A 19,140-nucleotide genomic window follows, 5' to 3' on the forward strand; every position below is an offset into this window, starting at 1 on the left:
CCCGCCGCTGCGGGACATCCAGCAGGCGCGGCCTGTGCTGGTATGCCCGAGGTGCGGCGGGGAGCAGTACCGCTGTGACCAGCTGGTCTGGGCGGACGGAGGGCTGCTGTGCGCCGCCTGCGCCGCAAAGAGGGAAGAGGAGGAGTGCGTGAGATGACCTTGTTGGAGCTTTCGGTGGAGTACCGGGACCATGCCCGGGCGCTGGACTTCCGCATCGTCCAGCTGCGGGATGCCTGGGAGCACACCATGGACGAGGGGGAGCGATGCATGCTGGCCGAGCGGATCAGGGTGCTGTCCACCATGCTGCGGGAGGCCCGGGAACTGGCAGTGCTCTGTGAGCGCTACTACGACAGGGGGTACCGGAGAAATGTCAAATACACGATATAGGCGGGGCAAGCTGTACGCCGCGGATATGGCGGTGTACACCCGGCAGATGGCTGCGGACAACAGCGCCGAGCTCAGCCGGCTCAAGCGCAACCTGATCCGGGCCCTGAAGGAGGACGTCACGCCCAGGCAGCGGGAGGTGCTCACCCTGTATTATGCCCAGGGGCTGAACATGCGGGAGATCGGGGAGCGGCTGGGGGTGGACAAGTCCACGGTATCCCGGAACATCAAGCGGGGGGAGCGGAGGCTCCAGCGCTGCCTGCGCTATGGGGCGGAAGCATTTCTGCGCAACCTGTATGACTGAGGATTGCGGCCCCTGGAGGGCTGTGGTAAGATAGAAAAAACGGCTGAGGGGAGCATGTGCATGAAATATCGGGCCATCTGTTTCGATTTTGACTATACCCTGGGGGACTCCACCGACTCCATCGTGGCGGGATTCCAGTATGGATTCACCCGCCTGGGGTGGCCGGCCCCCGACCGGGAGACAGTGAGAAGGACGGTGGGCTATCTGCTGGAGGATGCCTACACCCTGCTTACAGGGGATCGGGACCCGGAGCACCGGGCGGCCTTCCGCCCCCTGTTCCTGGAGGCGTCCATGGAGCGCCAGCGCCGGGAGACCACTCTGTTTCCAGGTGCCCCGGAGCTGCTCCGGGAGCTGAAGGCCCGGGGGATCAGGCTTGGGATCGTGAGCACCAAGCGCAGTGATACCCTGGAGGCCATCCTGGAGAACCGGGGGGTGCTGGGGGAGCTGGACCTGATCATCGGCAGCGACCGGGTGAAGCGGCATAAGCCGGACCCGGAGGGGCTGCTGGCTGCCATGTCCCGACTGGGGGCGGGGCCGGAGGAGACTTTGTTCTGTGGAGACACGGTGCTGGATGCGGGGGCGGCCCAAAATGCGGGGACAGAGTTCGCCGCGGTGCTCAATGGCACCACGCCGGCCTCTGCCTTCCGGGAGTGGCCCCATGTCCACATCGCCCCGGACCTTTGGGACCTGAAGCGGTGGCTGGAAGAACAATAAAAAGGCGGCAGGCCATGCCTGCCGCCTTTTTTCTGCCCCGTCCCTCTTGACATACCTGGACTATCTTGGTATATTGAGCCTAGAGGTACTAGGTATATCGTCCGGCAGGGGCCGGAGAAAGGACGGCGAACATGAAATTCGATAAAGGGCTGATTGCGGGCAGCTCTACGCTGCTGGTGCTGACTCTGCTGGAGAGTGGGGACATGTATGGCTATCAGATGATCGAGGAGCTCTCCCGCCGCTCCAACGACGCCTTTCAGTTTCAGGAGGGGACCCTGTACCCCATCCTCCACGGGCTGGAGAAGGGGAAGTATCTGAGCGGCTATCAGCAGCAGGCCCCCTCCGGCCGGATGCGGAAGTACTACCGGCTCACCCGGAAGGGGCGGGAGCTGCTGGCGGAGAAGAAGGCGGAGTGGGCCAGCTTCCACCGTGGCGTGGCCGACGTGCTCTCCGGCGGAGCCAACGCTCTGGCGTGAAGGGGATGAGAGGCCGGAGGCGCGCCGGTATGACCGGCGAAAAGCGGCTGGCGCTGAACCTGCTGATCCTGGCGGCGCTGGCTGCCCTGTGTGTGCTGGCGGCTCAGTATCCTGTGTTGCGCCTGGAGTGGGAGGCCCGCTGCGCTGTGGAGGAAGAGCACCCCGGCAGGGCGGAGCGGGTCTGGCGCGGCAGGGTGTCCGGGAGCGGAGCGGGGGATCAGGCCGTCATGGTGCGTAGCGGCGCAGCCGCGGGACTGAGCGTGCTGACCTGGTATGAGGGCTCCCCTAGTTTTTTCATCTGGCGGGGGCCGATTCCGGAGGGGCTTACGGTGACAGCGGTCCCCAGGGGTAGCGGGCCGCCTTTGGAGTATATGGCCCTGGAGCTGCCGGAGGGGGCTGTATCCGGGCGGCTGACCGCAGAGCTCCTTGGGGGGGATGTGAGAACAGCGGACAGCGTCCGGGAGGGGGAAGTCATGGTGTTCCGCTTCCGGGAGGCGGAGCTGAACTGGCGGCAGGAGCTGGCCTACCAGCGGGCCGAGACCTCCTGGAAGGCGGCCCTGGCGAGTGCGCCTTATACGCTGACTCTTTGGGACCGGAACGGGGTCCTGATTTCTGAGACCAAAGGGACCATGGGGAGCATCTGGAGGTGAGGGCGGCGTGAAACGATTGTGGGGAACGGAGTGCGCACCGGCTTGGCGTGCATGGCTGGACCGGGCTACGGAGCAGATCTTTCGTCACCCGGACTGCGGCGCGGTGGAGCGGGAGCTGCTGGACCATCTGGAGGATAAGGCCACCGACCTGATGCGTATTTTTCCCGGCCTGACTCGGGAGGAGGCAGAGCAGCGGGCCCTGGAGGAGATGGGGGCGGCGGAAGAGCTGGGGGAGGAGCTGGCCCGCGTCCACAGCCCGCTGGTGGGAGAGTTGTGGCAGCTGACCCGCTTCCTGATCCGGGCGGTGCTGGTGGTGCTGGCAGTGGAGTGCCTGTGGCTGCTCTGGAAATTTGCCTGACAGAGCGGGCCAGGGAGACGGGAAAGGCGGTGAAGAGATGCAGGGGCGGAAAAAGCAGAAGAACGAGCTGGAGCGTCCCCTGCACCCTGCGGGTGTACGGCCCCGGGCTGGACCTGCTGGAGGTGGAGGAGATCCAGGTCAGCACGGCGCTGAGTGAAGAGGAACTGGCGCGGAGACAGTGAGCGGGGAGGAACGAGATGGTACAGACATCAGAGGGAAGGCGCTGGCTGGACCGGGCGGCGGCAGGTATCCGCTCCCGGCCTGACCGGGAGGCGGTGCGGGCTGAGCTGGAGGCCCACCTGGAGGACAAGACGGCGGACCTGGTCCGCATCTTCCCGGACCTGGGGCGGCAGGAGGCGGAGCGGCAGGCGGTGGAGCAGATGGGGGACGCGGAGGAGATCGGAAAGGAGCTGGCCCGGCTCCACCGGCCCTGGCCGAGGTACTTGTGGCAGGCCAGCCGGGTGCTGCTCACGGCGGGCCTCCTGTGGCTGCTGGCCATCGGTATGTTCCGGGGGGATGACGCCTATCTGGGGGACGACCACCGCTCCGAGTGGTGGGACATGGACGGCCTGCCAGGGACGGCGGTCATGGGGGACTGCGACGATATCCGCTATCTGCCCGGTGGGGACCCGGACCAGATCCTCACCCTGGAGCCCTGCCTGACAGCATCAGTGAATGGACAGAAGATCTCACTGCTCCGGGCCGCCCTGTGGCAGCGGGAGGACGGGCGGCGGGGGCTGTACTGCTATCTCCGGGTGGATACCTGGCGCTTCTGGGAGCGGGGCCGGCTGCGGAAGGAATGGATGACTGTGACCGACAGCACCGGCGCAGTCTACGGCCTGGGGCCGGATTCCCCGGAGGACCCGGAAACGGGCGGACTGCTGAACGGGATGAGCCAAATGGGCTTCGGGCCCTTCCACAGCGGCTATGAACTGTATCTGGAGGACTGGGACCCGGCGGCGGAGTGGGTCCGGCTGGACTACGGCCCAGGGAGCCCGATATTCACTTTTACTGTGGACTTGGAGGAGGAGAGGGCGTGAAGGGAGCATGGAGGGCGCTGTGGGAGCGCCGCCCCCGGCTGGGGCACAAGGGAAGGGCGGCCCGGAACCTGCTGCTGGTCCTGGCGCTGGCTACCCTGGTGTGGGGGCAGTACGGCTGTCCCATGCCCACGGCGGAGATGGCGTTCCGGCAGCTGGAAGGGCAGTATCTGCTGCCCCGGAGCGAGATCGTATATCAGAGCGGCTTTTGGAATACTGGAGATATAGAGCGTGTGGAAAGCCGGGATGGGACCTATCTGAGTGTGTTCGATCCGTTTGTGGTGGGTGTTGCCCAGAATCGGGTCTATTCTGTCACCTTGGACCGGCCCGGGCGGCAGGTCCTGGAGGCCTTTCCCCTGGGGGAGGGGCCGGCTCCGGTCCCAATCAACGGTGTGATTGCCTGGGTCCCGGAGCCCGGAAGGACGCGGATGAGCGGTTGCAACCTCCTGTTTCTCCAGATCCCGGGGGAGACGGCCCGGGCAGAGCTGGATGTGGACACCACGCTTCCGGGGGGTGAGCGCTTCCTCCGCCACGCCCAGGAGGGCTTCTGTCTGGAGGACGGCGTGTGGCTGTTTCCGCTGGAATCACCGGAGGGAGGGTGGTCCGGGGACTGGTACGAGGGGGCGGCGTACACCCTCCGCCTGTACCGGGAGGACGGGGCGCTGCTCCTGGGGCAGAGCGGCACGGTGCGGGAGTCCTGAGCGCAGGCGGGGCCCCGGGGACCGTGTTTCGGGGGCCCGCCGGCGGGAGCGGCGGGCCGCCCTGGCAGGATGCCCAAAGAGGCCGGAGGAAAAAGCCGGGGAAATTGGCGGAACACCGCCGAAAAATTTTCAAAACACCCTTGACACACACGGGGGTGTTGTTGTATGATAGCAAAGCGCCTGTGAGGGCGCAGTCTGCGATGATGCGGGAGATTGCTCGGAAACGAGGTAACTTCCGCGGAGTATGTCCGAGAATCGGGCGGCTGAGAGGATCCGTGTCACGGCGTATATCGCCTGGCAGGGATAAAACCGGCCTGTCTATGCGCCGGTTTTCTTCATGACCTGGAGTGATACGCACGATAGCGTGGACGGAGATCTCTCACCGTACGAAGCGCGACAGAGTCAACTTCGTATGTATGTTAAGGAGGAACACCCATGGCAGCTCAGAAAGAAATGATCCGCATCCGTCTCAAGGCCTATGATCATCAGCTCATCGACCAGAGCGCTGAGAAGATCGTGGAGACCGCCAAGCGCACCGGCGCCACTGTCTCCGGCCCCATCCCCCTGCCCACCAAGAAGGAAGTCGTCACCATCCTGCGGGCCGTCCACAAGTACAAGGACAGCCGTGAGCAGTTCGAGCGCCGCACTCACAAGCGCCTGATCGACGTCATCAAGCCCTCCCCCAAGACTGTGGAGGCCCTGATGAGCCTGGAGCTTCCCGCCGGCGTGGAGATCGAGATCAAGCTGTAAGCGCTGAGATCTCCCCTAACCCTGTTGAACCCGCAGTCCGCCGCGTCATGGAGGCGGACGGGTCAAGTCGTCGGAGCAATGGCCCCCAGCCCAATGGGGTGACCAACTACGCCGACCAATAACCTTTATATAGGAGGAAATCCAATATGGAGAAAGCGATCATCGGCAAAAAGATCGGCATGACCCAGATCTTCGATGAAGCCGGACACGCGGTCCCTGTGACCGTGATCGAGGCCGGCCCTTGCACCGTGGTGCAGAAGAAGACTGCCGAGAAGGACGGCTATGAGGCCGTTCAGCTGGGATTCCAGACCATCCCCGAGCGCAAGCTCACCAAGCCCGAGGCCGGCCACCAGAAGAAGGCTGGCATCACCGAGTTCCAGAAGGTGCTGAAGGAGTTTGCCCTGAAGGACAGCGAGAAGTACAACGTGGGCGACAAAGTCACCGCTGACACCTTCGCCGCCGGCGACTTTGTGGACGTGACCGGCATCAGCAAGGGCCACGGCTACCAGGGCGTCATCAAGCGCCACGGCGCCCACCGCCTGAAGGAGACCCACGGCTCCGGCCCTGTGGTCCGCCACGCCGGCTCCATGGGCGCCAACAGCAGCCCGTCCAAAATCTTCAAGGGCAAGATCGGCGCTGGCCAGATGGGCGACGAGCAGGTCACCGTCCAGAACCTGGACGTGGTCAAGGTGGACCCCGAGTACAACCTGATCGCGGTCCGCGGCGCCATTCCCGGCCCCAAGGGCGGCATCGTGTTCGTGAAGAGCACTGTCAAGACTCACGTGGAGAAGAAGGGCCCCGCCGCCGGCATCAGCAACAACCCGCAGAAGGCTTCCGCACGTGTCAACCCGCAGAAGGCCTCCGCCCGCAACAAGTAAGGAAAGGAGAGTGTAAATCATGGCGAAAGCAAACGTGTACAACATGGCCGGCCAGCAGGTCGGTGAGATCGAGCTCTCCGAGGCGGTCTTCGGCATCGAGCCCAACCAGGCTGTGGTCCATGAGGTGGTCAAGAACCACCTGGCCAACTGCCGTCAGGGCACTCAGTCCGCTCTGACCCGCGCTGAGGTCTCCGGCGGCGGCAAGAAGCCCTGGCGCCAGAAGGGCACCGGCCACGCTCGTCAGGGTTCCACCCGGGCTCCCCAGTGGACCCACGGCGGCATCGTGTTCGCCCCCAAGCCCCGCTCTTACAGCTATGCGCTGAACAAGAAGGTGAAGCGCCTGGCTCTGAAGTCCGCCCTGTCCGCCAAGGCCGCCTCCGGCGACATCAAGGTGGTGGACGGCCTGAAGCTGGACGAGATCAAGACCAAGACCATGCGCGGCTTCCTCGCCGGTATCGGCGCCGGCAAGTCCGTGGTCATCACCCCTGAGGTGGATGAGATCGTGGTCAAGTCCGCCCGGAACATCCCCGGCGTGGTCACCACCACCGCCAAGGTCCTGAGCGTCTATGACATCGTCAACGCCAACCAGCTGGTCATCGATAAGGCCGCGCTGGCCATCATCGAGGAGGTGTTTGCGTAATGACCGCTTATGATATCATCAAGCGCCCCATCATCACCGAGCAGTCCATGGCGGATACCGAGATGAAGCGCTACACCTTCGAGGTGGCCAAGTCCGCCAACAAGATCGAGATCGCCAAGGCGGTGGAACAGATCTTCGGCGTCAAGGTCGCCAAGGTCAACACCCTGAACATGCAGGGAAAGCTGAAGCGCATGGGTGCCCGGCCCGCCGGCCGCCGCCCCAGCTGGAAGAAGGCCATGGTCACCCTGACCGCCGATTCCAAGGCCATCGAGTTCTTCGAGGGCATGGTGTAAGGAGGAAATTGAACAATGGCTATTAAGACTTATAAGCCCACAACGCCCTCCCGCCGTCACATGACTGTGTCCGCCTTCGAGGGCATCGATAAGAAGGCCAAGCCCGAGCGCAGCCTGACTGAGGTCCTCAGCAAGCACGCCGGCCGCAACAGCTATGGCCGCATCACGGTCCGCCACCGCGGCGGCGGCAACAAGCAGAAGTACCGCATCATCGACTTCAAGCGCGATAAGGAAGGGAAGGCCACTGTGGTGAACCTGCAGTATGACCCCAACCGCTCCGCCAACATCGCCCTGATCGAGTATGAGGACGGCGAGCGCCGCTATATCCTGGCCCCCAACGGCCTGAAGGCCGGCCACATCATCATGACCGGCCCCGACGCCGACATCCTGCCGGGCAACTGCCTGCCCATCGCCAACATCCCCGTGGGTGAGATGATCCACAACATCGAGCTCTACCCCGGCAAGGGTGCCCAGCTGGTCCGCGCCGCCGGCGTGGCCGCCCAGCTGATGGCCAAGGAGAATGGCATGGCCCAGGTCCGCCTCCCCTCCGGTGAGGTGCGCTATATCCGGGAGAACTGCAAGGCCACCATCGGCCAGGTGGGCAACACCGACTGGGCCAACATCCAGATCGGCAAGGCCGGCCGCAAGCGCCACATGGGCTGGCGGCCCACTGTCCGCGGCTCCGTCATGAACCCCTGCGACCACCCCCACGGCGGCGGCGAGGGCAAGAGCCCGGTGGGCCGTCCCGGCCCTGTCACCCCCTGGGGCAAGCCCGCCCTGGGCTACAAGACCCGCAAGACGAAGAACCGTACTGAGAAGTTCATCGTCAAGCACCGCAACGCGAAGTAAGGAGGCAGTAAAAGATGAGCAGAAGTATCAAGAAAGGCCCCTTTTGCGCCCCTGAGCTGCTGAAGCGGGTCGATGAGATGAATCAGACCGGCGAGAAGAAGGTCCTGAAGACCTGGAGCCGCGCCTCCACTATCTTCCCCGCTTTCGTGGGCCACACCTTTGCTGTCCACGACGGCCGCAAGCATGTCCCCGTCTATGTGACCGAGGACATGGTGGGCCACAAGCTGGGCGAGTTCGTGCCCACCCGCACCTTTAAGGGCCATGCGGGCAGCAAGACCGGTAAGTAAGGAGGAGAGAAAAGATGGAAGCAAAAGCCAACCTGAAATATCTGCGGATCTCTCCCCGTAAGGTGAAGATCGTCCTGGACCTCATCCGGGGCAAGGACGTGGCCACCGCCACCGCCATCCTGCTGAATACGCCCAAGGCTGCCTCTGAGCCCGTGCTCAAGCTGCTGAAGAGCGCCGCCGCCAATGCGGAGAACAACCACCAGATGGACCCTGAGAAGCTGTATGTGTCCGCCTGCTACGCCAATCCCGGCCCCATCATCAAGCGCATCATGCCCCGCGCCCAGGGCCGTGCGTACCGGATCAACAAGCGCACTTCTCACGTCACCATCGCGGTGAGCGAGCGCTAAGGGAGGAGGAGAACTATGGGACAGAAAGTTAATCCCCACGGCCTGCGCGTGGGTGTCATCAAGGATTGGGACTCCCGCTGGTATGCCCGCAACGAAAAGGTGGGCGACCTGCTGGTGGAGGACAAGAAGATCCGGGACTACCTGAAGAAGACCCTGTACTCCGCCGGTATCCCCAAGATCGAGATCGAGCGCGACAACGCCAAGGTCCGCGTGTATCTGCACTGCGCCCGGCCCGGCGTGGTCATCGGCAAGGGCGGCGAGGAGATCAACAAGATCCAGGCCGGCCTGACCGCCATGGTGGGCAAGCCCGTTGACCTGAAGATCATCGAGGTGCGCAACGCCGACATGGACGCCCAGCTGGTGGCGGAAAACATCGCTCAGCAGCTGGAGAAGCGCATCGGCTTCCGCCGCGCCATGAAGAACGCCATGGGCCGCGCTATGCGCGCCGGCGCCCGCGGCATCAAGACCTGCTGCTCCGGCCGCCTGGGCGGCGCTGAGATCGCCCGCACCGAGCACTATCACGACGGCACCATCCCCCTGCAGACCCTCCGCGCCGACATCGACTACGGCTTCGCGGAGGCCGCCACCACCTACGGCCGCATCGGCGTGAAGGTGTGGATCTACAAGGGCGAGGTCCTGACTCAGACCCTGCGCACCACCCCCCGCACCCTGGATACCAGCAAGCCCTATCAGGAGCGCCGGGAGCGTCCCCGCCGGGACCGCCGCGACGGTGACCGCCGTCCGGGCGGACTACTATAACCATCTAGCACTGAATAAGAGGCNCCGTCCCGCCGGTCAGGCCAATGCTCCGAAGGAAGGAGGCGCTCAGTAATGCTGCTGCCTAAGCGCGTAAAGTACCGCCGTGTTCACCGCGGCCGCATGAAGGGCAAGGCCAGCCGCGGCAACACCGTCACTTACGGCGAGTGGGGCCTGCAGGCCATCGAGCCCAGCTGGATCACCAGCAACCAGATCGAGGCCGCCCGTATCGCCATGACCCGCTACACCAAGCGCGGCGGTAAGGTCTGGATCAAGATCTTCCCCGACAAGCCGGTCACTGAGAAGCCTGCCGAGACCCGCATGGGCTCCGGTAAGGGCTCCCCTGAGTACTGGGTGGCCGTGGTCAAGCCCGGCCGCGTCATGTTCGAGATCGCCGGCGTCTCCGAGGAGGTCGCCCGCGAGGCTCTGCGTCTGGCCAGCCACAAGCTGCCCGTCAAGTGCAAGATCGTCAAGCGTGAAGAGACCGAGAAGGGTGGTGAAGCGTAATGAAGGCCAATGAAGTTCGTAAGATGTCCGCCGCCGAGCTGGAGAGCAAGCTGGTGGACCTGAAGAAGGACCTGTTCAACCTGCGCCTCCAGCACGCCACCAACCAGCTGGATAACCCAATCCGGATCGCTCAGGTCAAGAAGGATATCGCCCGGGTCAAGACCATCATCCGCGAGCAGCAGCTCGCCGGCCGCTAAGAGGAGGAACTAAGACATGGAAAACAGAACTTCTTCCCGCAAGACCAGAGTCGGCCTGGTGGTTTCGGACAAGATGGACAAGACCGTGGTGGTCGCCATCGCCGACCGCGTGGCCCATCCTCTGTACAAGAAGATCGTAAAGAGAACCTATAAGCTGAAGGCTCACGATGAGAACAACCAGTGCGGCGTGGGTGACCGCGTCCGCGTCATGGAGACCCGCCCCCTGTCCAAGGATAAGCGCTGGCGCGTGGTTGAGATCATCGAGAAGGCGAAATAAGGAGGTGCCGGCATGATCCAGGAAGAAAGCTATCTGAAGGTCGCCGACAATACCGGCGCCAAGGAGATCAAGACCATCCGCGTTCTGGGCGGTTCCAAGCGCAAGTTCGGCAACATCGGTGATGTGGTCGTGGCTTCCGTGCGCAAGGCCGCTCCCGGCGGTCAGGTCAAGAAGGGCGAGGTGGTCAAGGCCGTCATCGTCCGCTCCGCCAAGGGCGTGCGCCGCGCGGACGGCTCTTATGTCCGGTTCGACGACAACGCCGCCGTCCTCATTAAGGAGGACAAGAACCCCCGCGGCACCCGTATCTTTGGCCCAGTGGCCCGCGAGCTGCGTGACAAGGATTACATGAAGATCCTGTCCCTGGCTCCCGAAGTGCTGTAAGGGAGGGTTTGAACGATGAATAAAATGAGCATCAAGAAGGACGACGTGGTCGTGGTCCTGTCCGGCAAGGACAAGGGCAAGCAGGGCAAGGTGCTGGAGGTCCAGCCCAAGGCCGGCAAGGTCATCGTCGAGAAGGTCAACGTGGTCTCCCGCCACACCAAGCCCCGCAAGCAGGGCGACCAGGGCGGCATCCTGAAGAAGGAAGCCCCCATCTATGCCTGCAAGGTGCAGCGCGTCTGCCCNAGGACGAAGTCGCTCCTGCTCTGATGCAGAAGTTCGGCTATAAGTCCACCATGCAGATCCCCCGCCTGGAGAAGATCGTCCTCAACGTGGGCTGCAGCGAAGCCCGGGAGAACGCCAAGGTGCTGGATGCCGTGGTGTCCGACCTGACCGCCATCACCGGCCAGAAGGCCGTGGTCACCAAGGCCAAGAAGTCCGTGGCCAACTTCAAGCTGCGTGAGGGCATGCCCATCGGCGCCAAGGTCACCCTGCGGGGCAACAAGATGTGGGAGTTCCTGGACCGCCTGTTCAACGTGGCCCTGCCCCGCGTCCGTGACTTCCGCGGCATCTCCGCCGATTCCTTCGACGGCCGCGGCAACTACGCCCTGGGTGTCAAGGAGCAGCTGATCTTCCCCGAGATCGAGTACGACAAGATCGACAAGATCCGCGGCATGGACATCGTGGTGTGCACCACCGCTCAGACGGACGAAGAGGCCCGGGAGCTGCTCAAGCTCGTCGGCGCCCCCTTTGCCACCCGCTAAGGAGGAGGAGAAGTTATGGCTAAGAAATCCATGATCCTGAAGCAGCAGAGAGAGCCCAAGTTCTCCACCCGGCAGTACAACCGCTGCAAGCTGTGCGGCCGCCCCCACGCCTACCTGCGTGACTACGGCATCTGCCGTATCTGCTTCCGCGAGCTGGCTTACAAGGGCCAGATCCCCGGCGTGAAGAAGGCCTCCTGGTAAGGGGCGCTCTGACTGCCTGGCAGTTTGTTCCCTATAAGATCTTCAGGGAAGGGGCCAAATCCTGGCCCCTTCCCAAAGAATCTTTCCACGCACTCACGAGTGCGTGATTAAAAGCCCTTGCCAACCGGGAAAAACAGGGGTATAATAAACCGATTGCGTCTCAAGGGCGCAGAAAAGAATTCCCCACGCTTTCAGGTGTGCGAAACCCGTAATCCGCTGGACGCAGTCCACGGCTACGGGGCTTTGCGCTACTGTGAGCGCGCGGCCGCCCGAGGCGGCCGCCAGTGGTGGTCAACTCCGCCTGCGGGCGGTTTTGATAGATGCGCCCAAAGGGCGCAGAGGCGGTCAACAGGTCGGGGACGAGCCTAATTCCCGATACCTTGCCGTCTGTACCGGCTTGCCGGTAATCTGAATAGGAGGTAAGACTCATGCACATCACCGATCCCATTGCGGATATGCTGACCCGGATCCGCAACGCGAACAACGCCAAGCATGACACCGTGGATGTCCCCGCGTCCAACATGAAAAAGGCCATCGCGCAGATCCTGCTGGAAGAGGGCTATATCAAGAACTTCCAGCTGATCGACGACGGCACGCAGGGCGTGATCCGCATCACCCTGAAGTACAATGCCGGCAAGGAGAAGGTCCTCAGCGGCCTGCGCCGGGTGTCCAAGCCCGGTCTGCGCGTCTATGCCGGTGCCGATGAGCTGCCCCGCGTCCTGCGCGGCCTGGGTACTGCCATCGTGTCCACGTCCAAGGGCGTCATGACCGACAAGAAGGCCCGCGAGGCCCATGTCGGCGGCGAAGTCCTGGCATTCATTTGGTAAGGAGGGTATAGGAATGTCGAGAATCGGAAGAGCTCCTATCGCCATCCCTGCCGGCGTGGAGATCAAAATCGAAGAGAACAACGTGGTGACCGTCAAGGGCCCCAAGGGCACCCTGACCCGTCAGTTCCACCCCAACATGACCATCGCCCAGGAGGGCGCCGAGCTGAAGGTGACCCGTCCCAACGACGCCAAGGAGAACCGCGCGCTCCACGGCCTGACCCGCACTCTGCTCCACAACATGGTGGTGGGTGTGACCGAGGGCTTCAAGAAGGAGCTGGACGTGAACGGCGTGGGCTACCGCGTGGCCATGGAGGGCAGCAAGCTGGTCATGAACCTGGGCTTCTCCCATCAGGTGATCGTGGAGGAAGTCGAGGGCATCAAGATCGAGGCCCCCACCCCCAACAAGATCATCATCAGCGGCTGCGACAAGCAGCAGGTGGGCCAGTTTGCCGCCGAAGTGAGAGAGAAACGTCCCCCCGAGCCTTATAAGGGCAAGGGCATCAAATACACCGACGAGGTCATCCGCCGCAAGGCTGGTAAGACCGGCGCCAAGAAGTAAGGAGGTGTGCCACTATGATCAACAGACCTGATACTCGTTCCCAGCGCATCAAGCGCCACAAGCGTGTGCGTGCGAAGATTTCCGGCACGCCCGAGCGTCCCCGCCTGAACGTCTTCCGCAGTGAGACCAACATCTACGCCCAGATCATCGACGATGTGAACGGCAAGACCCTGGTCTCCGCTTCTTCCCTGGAGAAGGATTTCTCCTGTGAGGGCACCAAGACCGACGCCGCCAAGCAGGTGGGCGTCAACGTGGCCGAACGTGCCAAGGCGAAGGGCATTGAGAACGTGGTGTTCGACCGCGGCGGCTATGTGTACCATGGCCGTGTCAAGGCTCTGGCCGAAGGCGCCCGTGAGGGCGGCCTGCAGTTCTAAGGGAGGAGGAAACGACAATGGCTAGATTTGAGAGAGAACCCAGCGAGTTCGTGGAGAAGCTCGTTTCCCTGAACCGCGTATCCAAGACCGTCAAGGGCGGCCGCGTGATGAAGTTTGCCGCCCTGATGGTGGTGGGTGACGAGAAGGGCCGTGTGGGCTTCGGCACCGGCAAGGCCGCCGAAGTGCCCGAGGCCATCCGCAAGGGCATCGAGGATGCCAAGAAGAACATGATCACTGTGTCCCTGGCGGGCACCAGCATCCCCCACGAGGTGATCGGCGAGTTCGGCGCCGGCCGCGTGCTGATGAAGCCCGCCGCCCCCGGTACCGGCGTCATCGCCGGCGGTCCCGTCCGTGCGGTCATGGAGGCCGTGGGAATCAAGGACATCCGCACCAAGTGCCTGCGCTCCAACAACCCGCAGAACGTGGTCTCCGCGACCTTTGAGGGCCTCAAGTCCCTGAGGAGCCCCGAGGAAGTGGCCCGCATCCGCGGTAAGAGCGTGGAAGAGATCGTGGGTTAAGGAGGACGTTCCAATGGCTAATCTGAACATCAAGCTGGTCAAGAGCCTGAACGGCCGCATCGCCAAGCATCAGGCGACTGCCGAGGCCCTGGGCCTCCGTAAGATCGGCGACACCACCGTGCAGCCCGACAACGCGGCTACCCGGGGCAAGATCGCCCACATCGGCTACCTGCTTCAGGTCACCGAGGAAAACTGACGAAGGAGGCGCTCGAGAAATGAATCTGCATGAACTCTCTCCCGCAGCCGGCGCGAACAAGCAGCCCTACCGCAAGGGCCGCGGCGCCGGTTCCGGCAACGGCAAGACCGGCGGCCGTGGACACAAGGGCCAGAAGGCCCGTTCCGGCGGCGGCGTCCGCGTCGGGTTCGAGGGCGGCCAGATGCCTCTGGCCCGCCGCCTGCCCAAGCGCGGTTTCCACAACATTTTCGCCAAGCCCCTGGAGTCCATCAACGTCTCCGCTCTGGAGAAGTTCGAGGACGGGGCTGTGGTCAACGCCCAGGCTCTGCTGGAGAAGGGTATCCTCTCCAAGTGCCAGTACGGCGTCAAGATCCTGGGCAACGGCAATCTGACCAAGAAGCTGCATGTCCAGGCTTCCGCCTTCTCCGCTTCCGCGAAGGAGAAGATCGTCGCGGCTGGCGGAAAGTATGAGGTGATCTAAGTGATCGAAACAGTACGCAACGCGTGGAAGGTCCCTGAGTTGCGCAAGAAGATCATGTTCACCATCTTTGCGCTGCTGATCTTCCGCCTGGGTTCCGCCGTGCCGGTGCCCTATATTGACTCCACCACCCTGGAGACTTATCTGGCGGCTCAGAGCGGCACCATCCTGGGCTTGATGAACGCCATGAGCGGCTCCGCCTTCTCCATGGCCACCGTCTTCGCCCTGAGCATCCAGCCCTATATCAATGCGTCCATTATCATCCAGCTGCTGACCGTGGCCATTCCCGCTCTGGAGCGGCTGGCCAAGGAGGGCGGCGAGGAGGGCCGCAAGAAGATCGCCTCCATCACCCGGTACACCACTGTGGCCATCGGACTTCTGCAGGGCTTCGGCTATTACACCCTGATCAAGAGCTACGGCCTGGTGGAGAGCGGCAGCGTCAACGGCATCTGGGCGGGCATCGTCATCGTCCTGTCCTTCACCGCTGGTTCTGCCTTCCTGATGTGGCTGGGTGAGCAGATCACTGAGTTCGGTATCGGCAACGGCATCTCCATCATCCTGTTCGCGGGCATCGTCTCCCGCGGTCCCCAGATGGTGGGCGACATCTACACCGGCGTGACCAGTTGGGCCGCCGGCCTGAGCGCGGAAGAGCTGACCCAGATGGGGATGAGCGAGACCGCTATCACTGCCTACCAGAAGAGCCTGCTGCCCCCCTGGGTGGTGGCCCTGATCGTAGTGGGCATGCTGGCCCTGGTGATCTTCATCGTGTTCATCTCCAACGCTGAGCGCCGCCTGCCTGTGCAGTACGCCAAGCGGGTTGTAGGACGGAAGATGTACGGCGGCCAGTCCACTCACATCCCTATGAAGGTGAACATGAGCGGCGTCATGCCCATCATCTTTGCCCAGTCCATTGCCTCTCTGCCCGCCACCATCGGGGCCTTTACCGGCCACACCATGGATTCTCCGGGCTTCTGGGGCGGCTTCCTGAAGCTGTTCGACACCAGCAAGCCGTTCTACAGCATCCTGTATTTCCTGCTGATCATCGGCTTCAGCTATTTCTATGCCACCATGCAGTTCAACCCCATTGAGGTGGCCAATAACCTGAAGAAGAACGGCGGCTTCATCCCCGGCTTCCGTCCTGGCAAGCCTACCGCTGACTTCATTACCAAGGTGCTCAACAAAATCACCATGTTCGGTGCGCTGTACCTGTCTGTGATCGCCATCGCGCCCATCATCACCGGGAACCTGGTGGGTTACAGCTCCCTGGCCATCGGCGGTACTTCCGTCATCATCGTGGTGGGCGTGGCCCTGGAGACCGTCAAGCAGCTGGAGGCCCAGATGCTGATGCGCCACTACAAGGGCTTCCTGGAGTAAGGGGCTTTGATCATGGGTATGAAGCTGATCATGCTGGGCGCCCCCGGTGCGGGCAAGGGCACACAGGCTGAGATCCTCAGTGCCAAGCTGGGCATTCCGACCATATCCACCGGCAATATCCTCCGCGCCGCCATCAAGGACGGCACGCCCATCGGGCTCCAGGCCAAGTCCTATATGGACGCGGGCAAGCTGGTCCCCGACGAGGTCATCATCGGCATCGTGGCCGAGCGCCTGGCTCAGCCCGACTGCGCAAGCGGCTTCATCCTGGACGGGGTGCCCCGCACCATCGGCCAGGCCGAGGCCCTGGATCAGGCCGGCGTCACCTTTGATCACGTGCTCTCCATCGAGATCTCCGATGCGGAGATTGAGGAGCGCATGGAGGGACGCAGAGTCTGCTCCACCTGCGGCGCACCCTACCACATTCACGCCAAGCCCCCCAAACAGGAGGGGATATGCGACAGCTGCGGCGGCGTACTGATGCAGCGCGATGATGACAGGCCGGAGACGGTGCGTCACCGCCTGGAGGTCTACCACAGCGAGACCGAGCCGCTGAAGGGGTACTATGAGTCCAAAGGGATCCTGAACCCCATCCCGAATCAGCCCACTATAGAGGGGACCACTGAGGTCATCATGGAGGCGCTGAAGGCGTGAAAGGCGTAGAACTGATTTCCATTAAATCTCCCAGGGAGATCGAGGCCATGCGCCGGGCCGGGCGGATCACCGCCCAGGCCCGGGCCCTGGCTGGTTCCATGGTGGCACCCGGCGTCACTACCCATGAGATCGATACAGCGGTCCGCCGCTTTATCGAGAGCCACGGGGCCAAGCCCTCTTTTTTGGGCTACGGCGGTTTTCCCGGTTCGGCCTGCATCTCGGTGAACGACGAGGTGATCCACGGCATCCCCGGTCCCCGGAAGCTGAAGGAGGGCGACATCGTCAGCGTAGACGTAGGTGCTTTCATCGGCGGCTTCCACGGCGACTGTGCCGCCACCTATGCCTGCGGTCAGATCAGCGATCAGGCAAAAAAGCTGATCGAAGTGACCCAGCAGAGCTTTTGGGAGGGCATCAAAATGGCTCGGAAGGGCTGCCGGGTGTCCGATATCGGCCATGCGGTCCAGGCCTATGTGGAGGCCAACGGCTTCTCTGTGGTCCGGGACTATGTGGGTCACGGTGTGGGCGCAAAGCTCCACGAGGCACCGGAGGTACGTAATTTCGGCCCCGCAGGCCACGGCCCCCGTCTGCTGCCCGGCATGACTCTGGCGGTGGAGCCCATGGTCAATGTGGGCGATTGGCAGATCCGGGTGCTGCCCGACGGCTGGACCGTCAAAACGCTGGACGGCTCTCTGGCCGCCCACTATGAAAATACGATCCTCATCACCGAAGGTGACGCCGAGGTCCTCACAGTCACCGAGGATGGAGCCTATGTTTGATTACACAGGCCAAATCGTCCAGGCGACCGCCGGACGGGATAAGGGCGGCGTGTTCTGCGTCGTTGCTATGGACCAGCGGCAGGAGCGACTGCTGCTGGCAGACGGGAAACGAAGAAAGGTCTCCCGGCCAAAGGCAAAGAAGCTGGGCCATGTACGGCAGCTGACCGAGGTCCGGCAGGAGTATGACCACCCGGCCATCCACAAGCTGAGACAAGGGGAACCGGTATCAGACCGAGAACTGAGAAGGGCGCTGGCCGCCTTCAAGGAGGGAATCACGCTTGGCGAAAGATGATATGATTGAGCTGGAGGGAATCGTCACCGAATCCCTTCCCAATACCACCTTCCATGTGGATATTGGCAATGGCCACATCATTCTGGCCCACATCTCTGGGAAACTTCGCATGAACTTCATCCGTATCCTGCCCGGGGACAAGGTGACCGTGCAGATGTCACCCTACGACCTCACCCGGGGCCGTATCACCTGGCGTTCTAAGTAACTATTAACGACCGCGCTGTCACAGGCTGGTTCCTCTGGAGCCTTGCCTCCGGGGAATCCGTTCCCTCAGCGGCCGCAGGCCGCCTCAAAGCGAAGCCCAGCGAAGCGGGTCCGCTTTGGAGAGGAGGGGCAGTGAAGCGAACGAACATTCAGCCCTGGCTGGATGTGAGCGATGCGAAGCTTGTGACAACGACGGGGCCATTCAGGCATTCATCAGGAGGTTATCACAATGAAAGTAAGACCGTCCGTGAAGCCCATGTGCGAGAAGTGCAAAGTCATTAAGCGCAAGGGCAAAGTCATGGTAATTTGCGAAAACCCCAAGCATAAGCAGAGACAAGGTTAAATTGGAGGTGCTGTAATAAATGGCTCGTATTGCCGGTATTGACCTGCCGAGAGAGAAGAGAATCGAGATCGGCCTCACTTATATCTACGGCATTGGGCGCACCAGCGCCAACAAGATCCTGGCCGAGGCCGGGATCAACCCTGATACCCGCGTGAAGGACTTGACCGAGGAGGACGAGGCCAAGCTGCGTGAGGTCATCGGCCACAGCTACGTGGTGGAGGGCGACCTGCGCCGCAATGTGGCGATGGACATCAAGCGGCTGACTGAGATCGGCTGCTATCGTGGCATCCGCCACCGCAAGGGCCTGCCTGTCCGCGGCCAGAGATCCAAGACCAACGCCCGTACCCGTAAGGGTCCCAAGCGTACCGTCGCCAATAAGAAGAAGTAAGGAGGGATAAGCATGGCTACTGCTACTAAGGGTAAGAAAGTTATCCGCAAGCGCCGCGAGCGCAAGAATGTTGAGAAGGGCCAGGTGCATATCCGCTCCTCCTTCAACAACACTATGGTCACCGTGACCGATATGCAGGGCAACGCCCTGTCCTGGGCCTCCTCCGGCGGCCTGGGATTCCGCGGTTCCCGGAAGTCCACCCCCTTCGCCGCTCAGACCGCCGCCGAGACGGCTGCCAAGGCCGCGATGGAGTTTGGCCTGAAGAGCGTGGAGGTCTTTGTCAAGGGCCCCGGCGCCGGCCGTGAGGCCGCCATCCGTGCGCTGCAGGCCGTGGGCCTGGAGGTCACCCTGATCAAGGACGTGACCCCGGTCCCCCACAACGGCTGCCGCCCCCCGAAGCGCCGCCGCGTCTGATCTGGAAGAAGGAGGTTTT

Annotated in this window: 37 protein-coding genes and 1 pseudogene; all 38 read left to right on the forward strand. The window is 62.9% G+C overall.

What is annotated here, in order from left to right; all coding sequences use genetic code 11:
• Window positions 1-153: 153 nt before the first annotated feature.
• The 38 genes and pseudogenes from BN1969_RS04365 to rpsK all read left to right on the forward strand — a co-directional run bounded on the left by BN1969_RS04365 (window position 154) and on the right by rpsK (window position 19,121).
• On the forward strand, window positions 154-387 hold the full coding sequence (locus BN1969_RS04365) for a hypothetical protein (protein ID WP_050623188.1): 234 nt from the start codon (window positions 154-156) through the stop codon (window positions 385-387).
• Complete coding sequence (locus tag BN1969_RS04370; protein ID WP_077138691.1) at window positions 368-688, forward strand: sigma-70 family RNA polymerase sigma factor; 321 nt, start codon at window positions 368-370, stop codon at window positions 686-688. Before BN1969_RS04365 ends, BN1969_RS04370 begins: the two co-directional genes overlap by 20 nt.
• 60 nt (window positions 689-748) lie before the next feature.
• Entirely contained in the window at window positions 749-1,402 is a 654-nt protein-coding gene (locus BN1969_RS04375) for an HAD family hydrolase (RefSeq protein WP_050623190.1), read from the forward strand.
• Between the two features lie 131 nt (window positions 1,403-1,533).
• On the forward strand, window positions 1,534-1,878 hold the full coding sequence (locus tag BN1969_RS04380) for a PadR family transcriptional regulator (RefSeq protein ID WP_050623191.1): 345 nt from the start codon (window positions 1,534-1,536) through the stop codon (window positions 1,876-1,878).
• Between the two features lie 29 nt (window positions 1,879-1,907).
• Complete coding sequence (locus tag BN1969_RS04385) at window positions 1,908-2,528, forward strand: hypothetical protein (protein ID WP_050623192.1); 621 nt, start codon at window positions 1,908-1,910, stop codon at window positions 2,526-2,528.
• A gap of 7 nt (window positions 2,529-2,535) precedes the next feature.
• A complete protein-coding gene (locus BN1969_RS04390; protein WP_147576998.1) occupies window positions 2,536-2,886 on the forward strand; it encodes a permease prefix domain 1-containing protein in 351 nt (116 codons plus the stop codon).
• A 29-nt stretch (window positions 2,887-2,915) separates the two neighbouring features.
• Window positions 2,916-3,068: a hypothetical protein gene (locus BN1969_RS04395; protein WP_154669722.1), complete on the forward strand. Its 153-nt coding sequence runs from the start codon at window positions 2,916-2,918 to the stop codon at window positions 3,066-3,068.
• 15 nt (window positions 3,069-3,083) lie between these two features.
• The gene (locus tag BN1969_RS04400) at window positions 3,084-3,926 is read left to right on the forward strand and encodes a permease prefix domain 1-containing protein (RefSeq protein ID WP_050623195.1); all 843 of its coding nucleotides are present in this window, start codon (window positions 3,084-3,086) and stop codon (window positions 3,924-3,926) included.
• Complete coding sequence (locus BN1969_RS04405) at window positions 3,923-4,624, forward strand: hypothetical protein (RefSeq protein WP_050623196.1); 702 nt, start codon at window positions 3,923-3,925, stop codon at window positions 4,622-4,624. The genes BN1969_RS04400 and BN1969_RS04405 overlap by 4 nt, the downstream gene beginning before the upstream one ends.
• Window positions 4,625-5,059: 435 nt before the next feature.
• The gene (rpsJ, locus tag BN1969_RS04410) at window positions 5,060-5,374 is read left to right on the forward strand and encodes a 30S ribosomal protein S10 (protein WP_050623197.1); all 315 of its coding nucleotides are present in this window, start codon (window positions 5,060-5,062) and stop codon (window positions 5,372-5,374) included.
• 146 nt (window positions 5,375-5,520) lie between these two features.
• Window positions 5,521-6,252, forward strand: coding sequence for a 50S ribosomal protein L3 (rplC, locus tag BN1969_RS04415; protein WP_050623198.1), 732 nt, complete (start codon window positions 5,521-5,523; stop codon window positions 6,250-6,252).
• A 19-nt stretch (window positions 6,253-6,271) separates the two neighbouring features.
• The gene (gene rplD / locus BN1969_RS04420; RefSeq protein ID WP_050623199.1) at window positions 6,272-6,892 is read left to right on the forward strand and encodes a 50S ribosomal protein L4; all 621 of its coding nucleotides are present in this window, start codon (window positions 6,272-6,274) and stop codon (window positions 6,890-6,892) included.
• Window positions 6,892-7,185 (forward strand): 50S ribosomal protein L23, encoded by a 294-nt coding sequence (gene rplW / locus BN1969_RS04425; RefSeq protein ID WP_050623200.1) that lies wholly within the window; start codon window positions 6,892-6,894, stop codon window positions 7,183-7,185. Before rplD ends, rplW begins: the two co-directional genes overlap by 1 nt.
• Window positions 7,186-7,200: 15 nt before the next feature.
• A complete protein-coding gene (rplB, locus tag BN1969_RS04430) occupies window positions 7,201-8,034 on the forward strand; it encodes a 50S ribosomal protein L2 (protein ID WP_050623201.1) in 834 nt (277 codons plus the stop codon).
• Window positions 8,035-8,048: 14 nt separating this feature from the next.
• The gene (rpsS, locus tag BN1969_RS04435) at window positions 8,049-8,321 is read left to right on the forward strand and encodes a 30S ribosomal protein S19 (protein ID WP_050623202.1); all 273 of its coding nucleotides are present in this window, start codon (window positions 8,049-8,051) and stop codon (window positions 8,319-8,321) included.
• A gap of 14 nt (window positions 8,322-8,335) precedes the next feature.
• Complete coding sequence (rplV, locus tag BN1969_RS04440) at window positions 8,336-8,668, forward strand: 50S ribosomal protein L22 (RefSeq protein ID WP_050623203.1); 333 nt, start codon at window positions 8,336-8,338, stop codon at window positions 8,666-8,668.
• A gap of 15 nt (window positions 8,669-8,683) precedes the next feature.
• The gene (gene rpsC / locus BN1969_RS04445) at window positions 8,684-9,427 is read left to right on the forward strand and encodes a 30S ribosomal protein S3 (protein WP_050623204.1); all 744 of its coding nucleotides are present in this window, start codon (window positions 8,684-8,686) and stop codon (window positions 9,425-9,427) included.
• 72 nt (window positions 9,428-9,499) lie between these two features.
• A complete protein-coding gene (gene rplP, locus BN1969_RS04450; RefSeq protein WP_050623205.1) occupies window positions 9,500-9,931 on the forward strand; it encodes a 50S ribosomal protein L16 in 432 nt (143 codons plus the stop codon).
• Window positions 9,931-10,128 carry a 50S ribosomal protein L29 gene (gene rpmC / locus BN1969_RS04455; RefSeq protein ID WP_050623206.1) on the forward strand — a complete coding sequence of 66 codons (198 nt, stop codon included), beginning with the start codon at window positions 9,931-9,933 and terminating at the stop codon, window positions 10,126-10,128. Before rplP ends, rpmC begins: the two co-directional genes overlap by 1 nt.
• Window positions 10,129-10,144: 16 nt before the next feature.
• Window positions 10,145-10,405 (forward strand): 30S ribosomal protein S17, encoded by a 261-nt coding sequence (gene rpsQ, locus BN1969_RS04460; protein WP_050623207.1) that lies wholly within the window; start codon window positions 10,145-10,147, stop codon window positions 10,403-10,405.
• A gap of 12 nt (window positions 10,406-10,417) precedes the next feature.
• On the forward strand, window positions 10,418-10,786 hold the full coding sequence (rplN, locus tag BN1969_RS04465; RefSeq protein ID WP_050623208.1) for a 50S ribosomal protein L14: 369 nt from the start codon (window positions 10,418-10,420) through the stop codon (window positions 10,784-10,786).
• Between the two features lie 15 nt (window positions 10,787-10,801).
• A pseudogene (rplX, locus tag BN1969_RS04470) lies at window positions 10,802-11,026 on the forward strand (50S ribosomal protein L24); the annotation flags it as partial.
• Window positions 11,027-11,052: 26 nt separating this feature from the next.
• Complete coding sequence (gene rplE, locus BN1969_RS04475) at window positions 11,053-11,547, forward strand: 50S ribosomal protein L5 (RefSeq protein WP_050623209.1); 495 nt, start codon at window positions 11,053-11,055, stop codon at window positions 11,545-11,547.
• 15 nt (window positions 11,548-11,562) lie between these two features.
• The gene (locus BN1969_RS04480) at window positions 11,563-11,748 is read left to right on the forward strand and encodes a type Z 30S ribosomal protein S14 (RefSeq protein ID WP_050623210.1); all 186 of its coding nucleotides are present in this window, start codon (window positions 11,563-11,565) and stop codon (window positions 11,746-11,748) included.
• A gap of 428 nt (window positions 11,749-12,176) precedes the next feature.
• On the forward strand, window positions 12,177-12,575 hold the full coding sequence (gene rpsH / locus BN1969_RS04485; protein ID WP_050623211.1) for a 30S ribosomal protein S8: 399 nt from the start codon (window positions 12,177-12,179) through the stop codon (window positions 12,573-12,575).
• Between the two features lie 13 nt (window positions 12,576-12,588).
• On the forward strand, window positions 12,589-13,134 hold the full coding sequence (rplF, locus tag BN1969_RS04490; RefSeq protein ID WP_050623212.1) for a 50S ribosomal protein L6: 546 nt from the start codon (window positions 12,589-12,591) through the stop codon (window positions 13,132-13,134).
• A 14-nt stretch (window positions 13,135-13,148) separates the two neighbouring features.
• Window positions 13,149-13,508 (forward strand): 50S ribosomal protein L18, encoded by a 360-nt coding sequence (rplR, locus tag BN1969_RS04495; protein WP_050623213.1) that lies wholly within the window; start codon window positions 13,149-13,151, stop codon window positions 13,506-13,508.
• Between the two features lie 17 nt (window positions 13,509-13,525).
• The gene (gene rpsE, locus BN1969_RS04500; RefSeq protein WP_050623214.1) at window positions 13,526-14,026 is read left to right on the forward strand and encodes a 30S ribosomal protein S5; all 501 of its coding nucleotides are present in this window, start codon (window positions 13,526-13,528) and stop codon (window positions 14,024-14,026) included.
• 13 nt (window positions 14,027-14,039) lie between these two features.
• On the forward strand, window positions 14,040-14,222 hold the full coding sequence (gene rpmD, locus BN1969_RS04505; RefSeq protein ID WP_050623215.1) for a 50S ribosomal protein L30: 183 nt from the start codon (window positions 14,040-14,042) through the stop codon (window positions 14,220-14,222).
• A gap of 19 nt (window positions 14,223-14,241) precedes the next feature.
• Entirely contained in the window at window positions 14,242-14,682 is a 441-nt protein-coding gene (rplO, locus tag BN1969_RS04510; protein ID WP_050623216.1) for a 50S ribosomal protein L15, read from the forward strand.
• Window positions 14,683-16,053: a preprotein translocase subunit SecY gene (gene secY, locus BN1969_RS04515; protein WP_050623217.1), complete on the forward strand. Its 1,371-nt coding sequence runs from the start codon at window positions 14,683-14,685 to the stop codon at window positions 16,051-16,053.
• 18 nt (window positions 16,054-16,071) lie between these two features.
• On the forward strand, window positions 16,072-16,704 hold the full coding sequence (locus BN1969_RS04520) for an adenylate kinase (RefSeq protein ID WP_050625386.1): 633 nt from the start codon (window positions 16,072-16,074) through the stop codon (window positions 16,702-16,704).
• Between the two features lie 11 nt (window positions 16,705-16,715).
• On the forward strand, window positions 16,716-17,480 hold the full coding sequence (gene map / locus BN1969_RS04525; RefSeq protein ID WP_050625387.1) for a type I methionyl aminopeptidase: 765 nt from the start codon (window positions 16,716-16,718) through the stop codon (window positions 17,478-17,480).
• Window positions 17,473-17,772, forward strand: coding sequence for a KOW domain-containing RNA-binding protein (locus BN1969_RS04530; RefSeq protein ID WP_050623218.1), 300 nt, complete (start codon window positions 17,473-17,475; stop codon window positions 17,770-17,772). Before map ends, BN1969_RS04530 begins: the two co-directional genes overlap by 8 nt.
• On the forward strand, window positions 17,759-17,977 hold the full coding sequence (infA, locus tag BN1969_RS04535; RefSeq protein WP_050623219.1) for a translation initiation factor IF-1: 219 nt from the start codon (window positions 17,759-17,761) through the stop codon (window positions 17,975-17,977). The genes BN1969_RS04530 and infA overlap by 14 nt, the downstream gene beginning before the upstream one ends.
• Window positions 17,978-18,205: 228 nt before the next feature.
• Window positions 18,206-18,319, forward strand: coding sequence for a 50S ribosomal protein L36 (gene rpmJ / locus BN1969_RS04540; protein ID WP_008982609.1), 114 nt, complete (start codon window positions 18,206-18,208; stop codon window positions 18,317-18,319).
• Window positions 18,320-18,338: 19 nt separating this feature from the next.
• Window positions 18,339-18,707 (forward strand): 30S ribosomal protein S13, encoded by a 369-nt coding sequence (gene rpsM, locus BN1969_RS04545; protein WP_050623220.1) that lies wholly within the window; start codon window positions 18,339-18,341, stop codon window positions 18,705-18,707.
• Between the two features lie 12 nt (window positions 18,708-18,719).
• Complete coding sequence (gene rpsK / locus BN1969_RS04550) at window positions 18,720-19,121, forward strand: 30S ribosomal protein S11 (protein ID WP_050623221.1); 402 nt, start codon at window positions 18,720-18,722, stop codon at window positions 19,119-19,121.
• Window positions 19,122-19,140: the final 19 nt, after the last annotated feature.

Source organism: Clostridium phoceensis (assembly GCF_001244495.1).
Lineage (GTDB): Bacteria > Bacillota > Clostridia > Oscillospirales > Oscillospiraceae > Lawsonibacter > Lawsonibacter asaccharolyticus.

What these genes read in the sequence shown, in the direction of transcription:
- rpmC (WP_050623206.1), top strand. Translation starts at nt 9,931, where the DNA reads ATGAAGGCCAATGAAGTTCGTAAGATGTCCGCCGCCGAGCTGGAGAGC.
- rpmD (WP_050623215.1), top strand. Translation starts at nt 14,040, where the DNA reads ATGGCTAATCTGAACATCAAGCTGGTCAAGAGCCTGAACGGCCGCATC.
- rpsC (WP_050623204.1), top strand. Translation starts at nt 8,684, where the DNA reads ATGGGACAGAAAGTTAATCCCCACGGCCTGCGCGTGGGTGTCATCAAG.
- rplR (WP_050623213.1), top strand. Translation starts at nt 13,149, where the DNA reads ATGATCAACAGACCTGATACTCGTTCCCAGCGCATCAAGCGCCACAAG.
- rplC (WP_050623198.1), top strand. Translation starts at nt 5,521, where the DNA reads ATGGAGAAAGCGATCATCGGCAAAAAGATCGGCATGACCCAGATCTTC.
- rplW (WP_050623200.1), top strand. Translation starts at nt 6,892, where the DNA reads ATGACCGCTTATGATATCATCAAGCGCCCCATCATCACCGAGCAGTCC.
- rpsJ (WP_050623197.1), top strand. Translation starts at nt 5,060, where the DNA reads ATGGCAGCTCAGAAAGAAATGATCCGCATCCGTCTCAAGGCCTATGAT.
- BN1969_RS04530 (WP_050623218.1), top strand. Translation starts at nt 17,473, where the DNA reads ATGTTTGATTACACAGGCCAAATCGTCCAGGCGACCGCCGGACGGGAT.
- rpsM (WP_050623220.1), top strand. Translation starts at nt 18,339, where the DNA reads ATGGCTCGTATTGCCGGTATTGACCTGCCGAGAGAGAAGAGAATCGAG.
- rpsK (WP_050623221.1), top strand. Translation starts at nt 18,720, where the DNA reads ATGGCTACTGCTACTAAGGGTAAGAAAGTTATCCGCAAGCGCCGCGAG.
- rplD (WP_050623199.1), top strand. Translation starts at nt 6,272, where the DNA reads ATGGCGAAAGCAAACGTGTACAACATGGCCGGCCAGCAGGTCGGTGAG.
- BN1969_RS04400 (WP_050623195.1), top strand. Translation starts at nt 3,084, where the DNA reads ATGGTACAGACATCAGAGGGAAGGCGCTGGCTGGACCGGGCGGCGGCA.
- BN1969_RS04480 (WP_050623210.1), top strand. Translation starts at nt 11,563, where the DNA reads ATGGCTAAGAAATCCATGATCCTGAAGCAGCAGAGAGAGCCCAAGTTC.
- rplN (WP_050623208.1), top strand. Translation starts at nt 10,418, where the DNA reads ATGATCCAGGAAGAAAGCTATCTGAAGGTCGCCGACAATACCGGCGCC.
- rpsH (WP_050623211.1), top strand. Translation starts at nt 12,177, where the DNA reads ATGCACATCACCGATCCCATTGCGGATATGCTGACCCGGATCCGCAAC.
- BN1969_RS04380 (WP_050623191.1), top strand. Translation starts at nt 1,534, where the DNA reads ATGAAATTCGATAAAGGGCTGATTGCGGGCAGCTCTACGCTGCTGGTG.
- rplP (WP_050623205.1), top strand. Translation starts at nt 9,500, where the DNA reads ATGCTGCTGCCTAAGCGCGTAAAGTACCGCCGTGTTCACCGCGGCCGC.
- BN1969_RS04375 (WP_050623190.1), top strand. Translation starts at nt 749, where the DNA reads ATGAAATATCGGGCCATCTGTTTCGATTTTGACTATACCCTGGGGGAC.
- rplE (WP_050623209.1), top strand. Translation starts at nt 11,053, where the DNA reads ATGCAGAAGTTCGGCTATAAGTCCACCATGCAGATCCCCCGCCTGGAG.
- rplO (WP_050623216.1), top strand. Translation starts at nt 14,242, where the DNA reads ATGAATCTGCATGAACTCTCTCCCGCAGCCGGCGCGAACAAGCAGCCC.
- rplB (WP_050623201.1), top strand. Translation starts at nt 7,201, where the DNA reads ATGGCTATTAAGACTTATAAGCCCACAACGCCCTCCCGCCGTCACATG.
- rpsQ (WP_050623207.1), top strand. Translation starts at nt 10,145, where the DNA reads ATGGAAAACAGAACTTCTTCCCGCAAGACCAGAGTCGGCCTGGTGGTT.
- rplV (WP_050623203.1), top strand. Translation starts at nt 8,336, where the DNA reads ATGGAAGCAAAAGCCAACCTGAAATATCTGCGGATCTCTCCCCGTAAG.
- BN1969_RS04385 (WP_050623192.1), top strand. Translation starts at nt 1,908, where the DNA reads ATGACCGGCGAAAAGCGGCTGGCGCTGAACCTGCTGATCCTGGCGGCG.
- BN1969_RS04365 (WP_050623188.1), top strand. Translation starts at nt 154, where the DNA reads ATGACCTTGTTGGAGCTTTCGGTGGAGTACCGGGACCATGCCCGGGCG.
- rplF (WP_050623212.1), top strand. Translation starts at nt 12,589, where the DNA reads ATGTCGAGAATCGGAAGAGCTCCTATCGCCATCCCTGCCGGCGTGGAG.
- BN1969_RS04520 (WP_050625386.1), top strand. Translation starts at nt 16,072, where the DNA reads ATGAAGCTGATCATGCTGGGCGCCCCCGGTGCGGGCAAGGGCACACAG.
- BN1969_RS04370 (WP_077138691.1), top strand. Translation starts at nt 368, where the DNA reads ATGTCAAATACACGATATAGGCGGGGCAAGCTGTACGCCGCGGATATG.
- rpmJ (WP_008982609.1), top strand. Translation starts at nt 18,206, where the DNA reads ATGAAAGTAAGACCGTCCGTGAAGCCCATGTGCGAGAAGTGCAAAGTC.
- rpsE (WP_050623214.1), top strand. Translation starts at nt 13,526, where the DNA reads ATGGCTAGATTTGAGAGAGAACCCAGCGAGTTCGTGGAGAAGCTCGTT.
- rpsS (WP_050623202.1), top strand. Translation starts at nt 8,049, where the DNA reads ATGAGCAGAAGTATCAAGAAAGGCCCCTTTTGCGCCCCTGAGCTGCTG.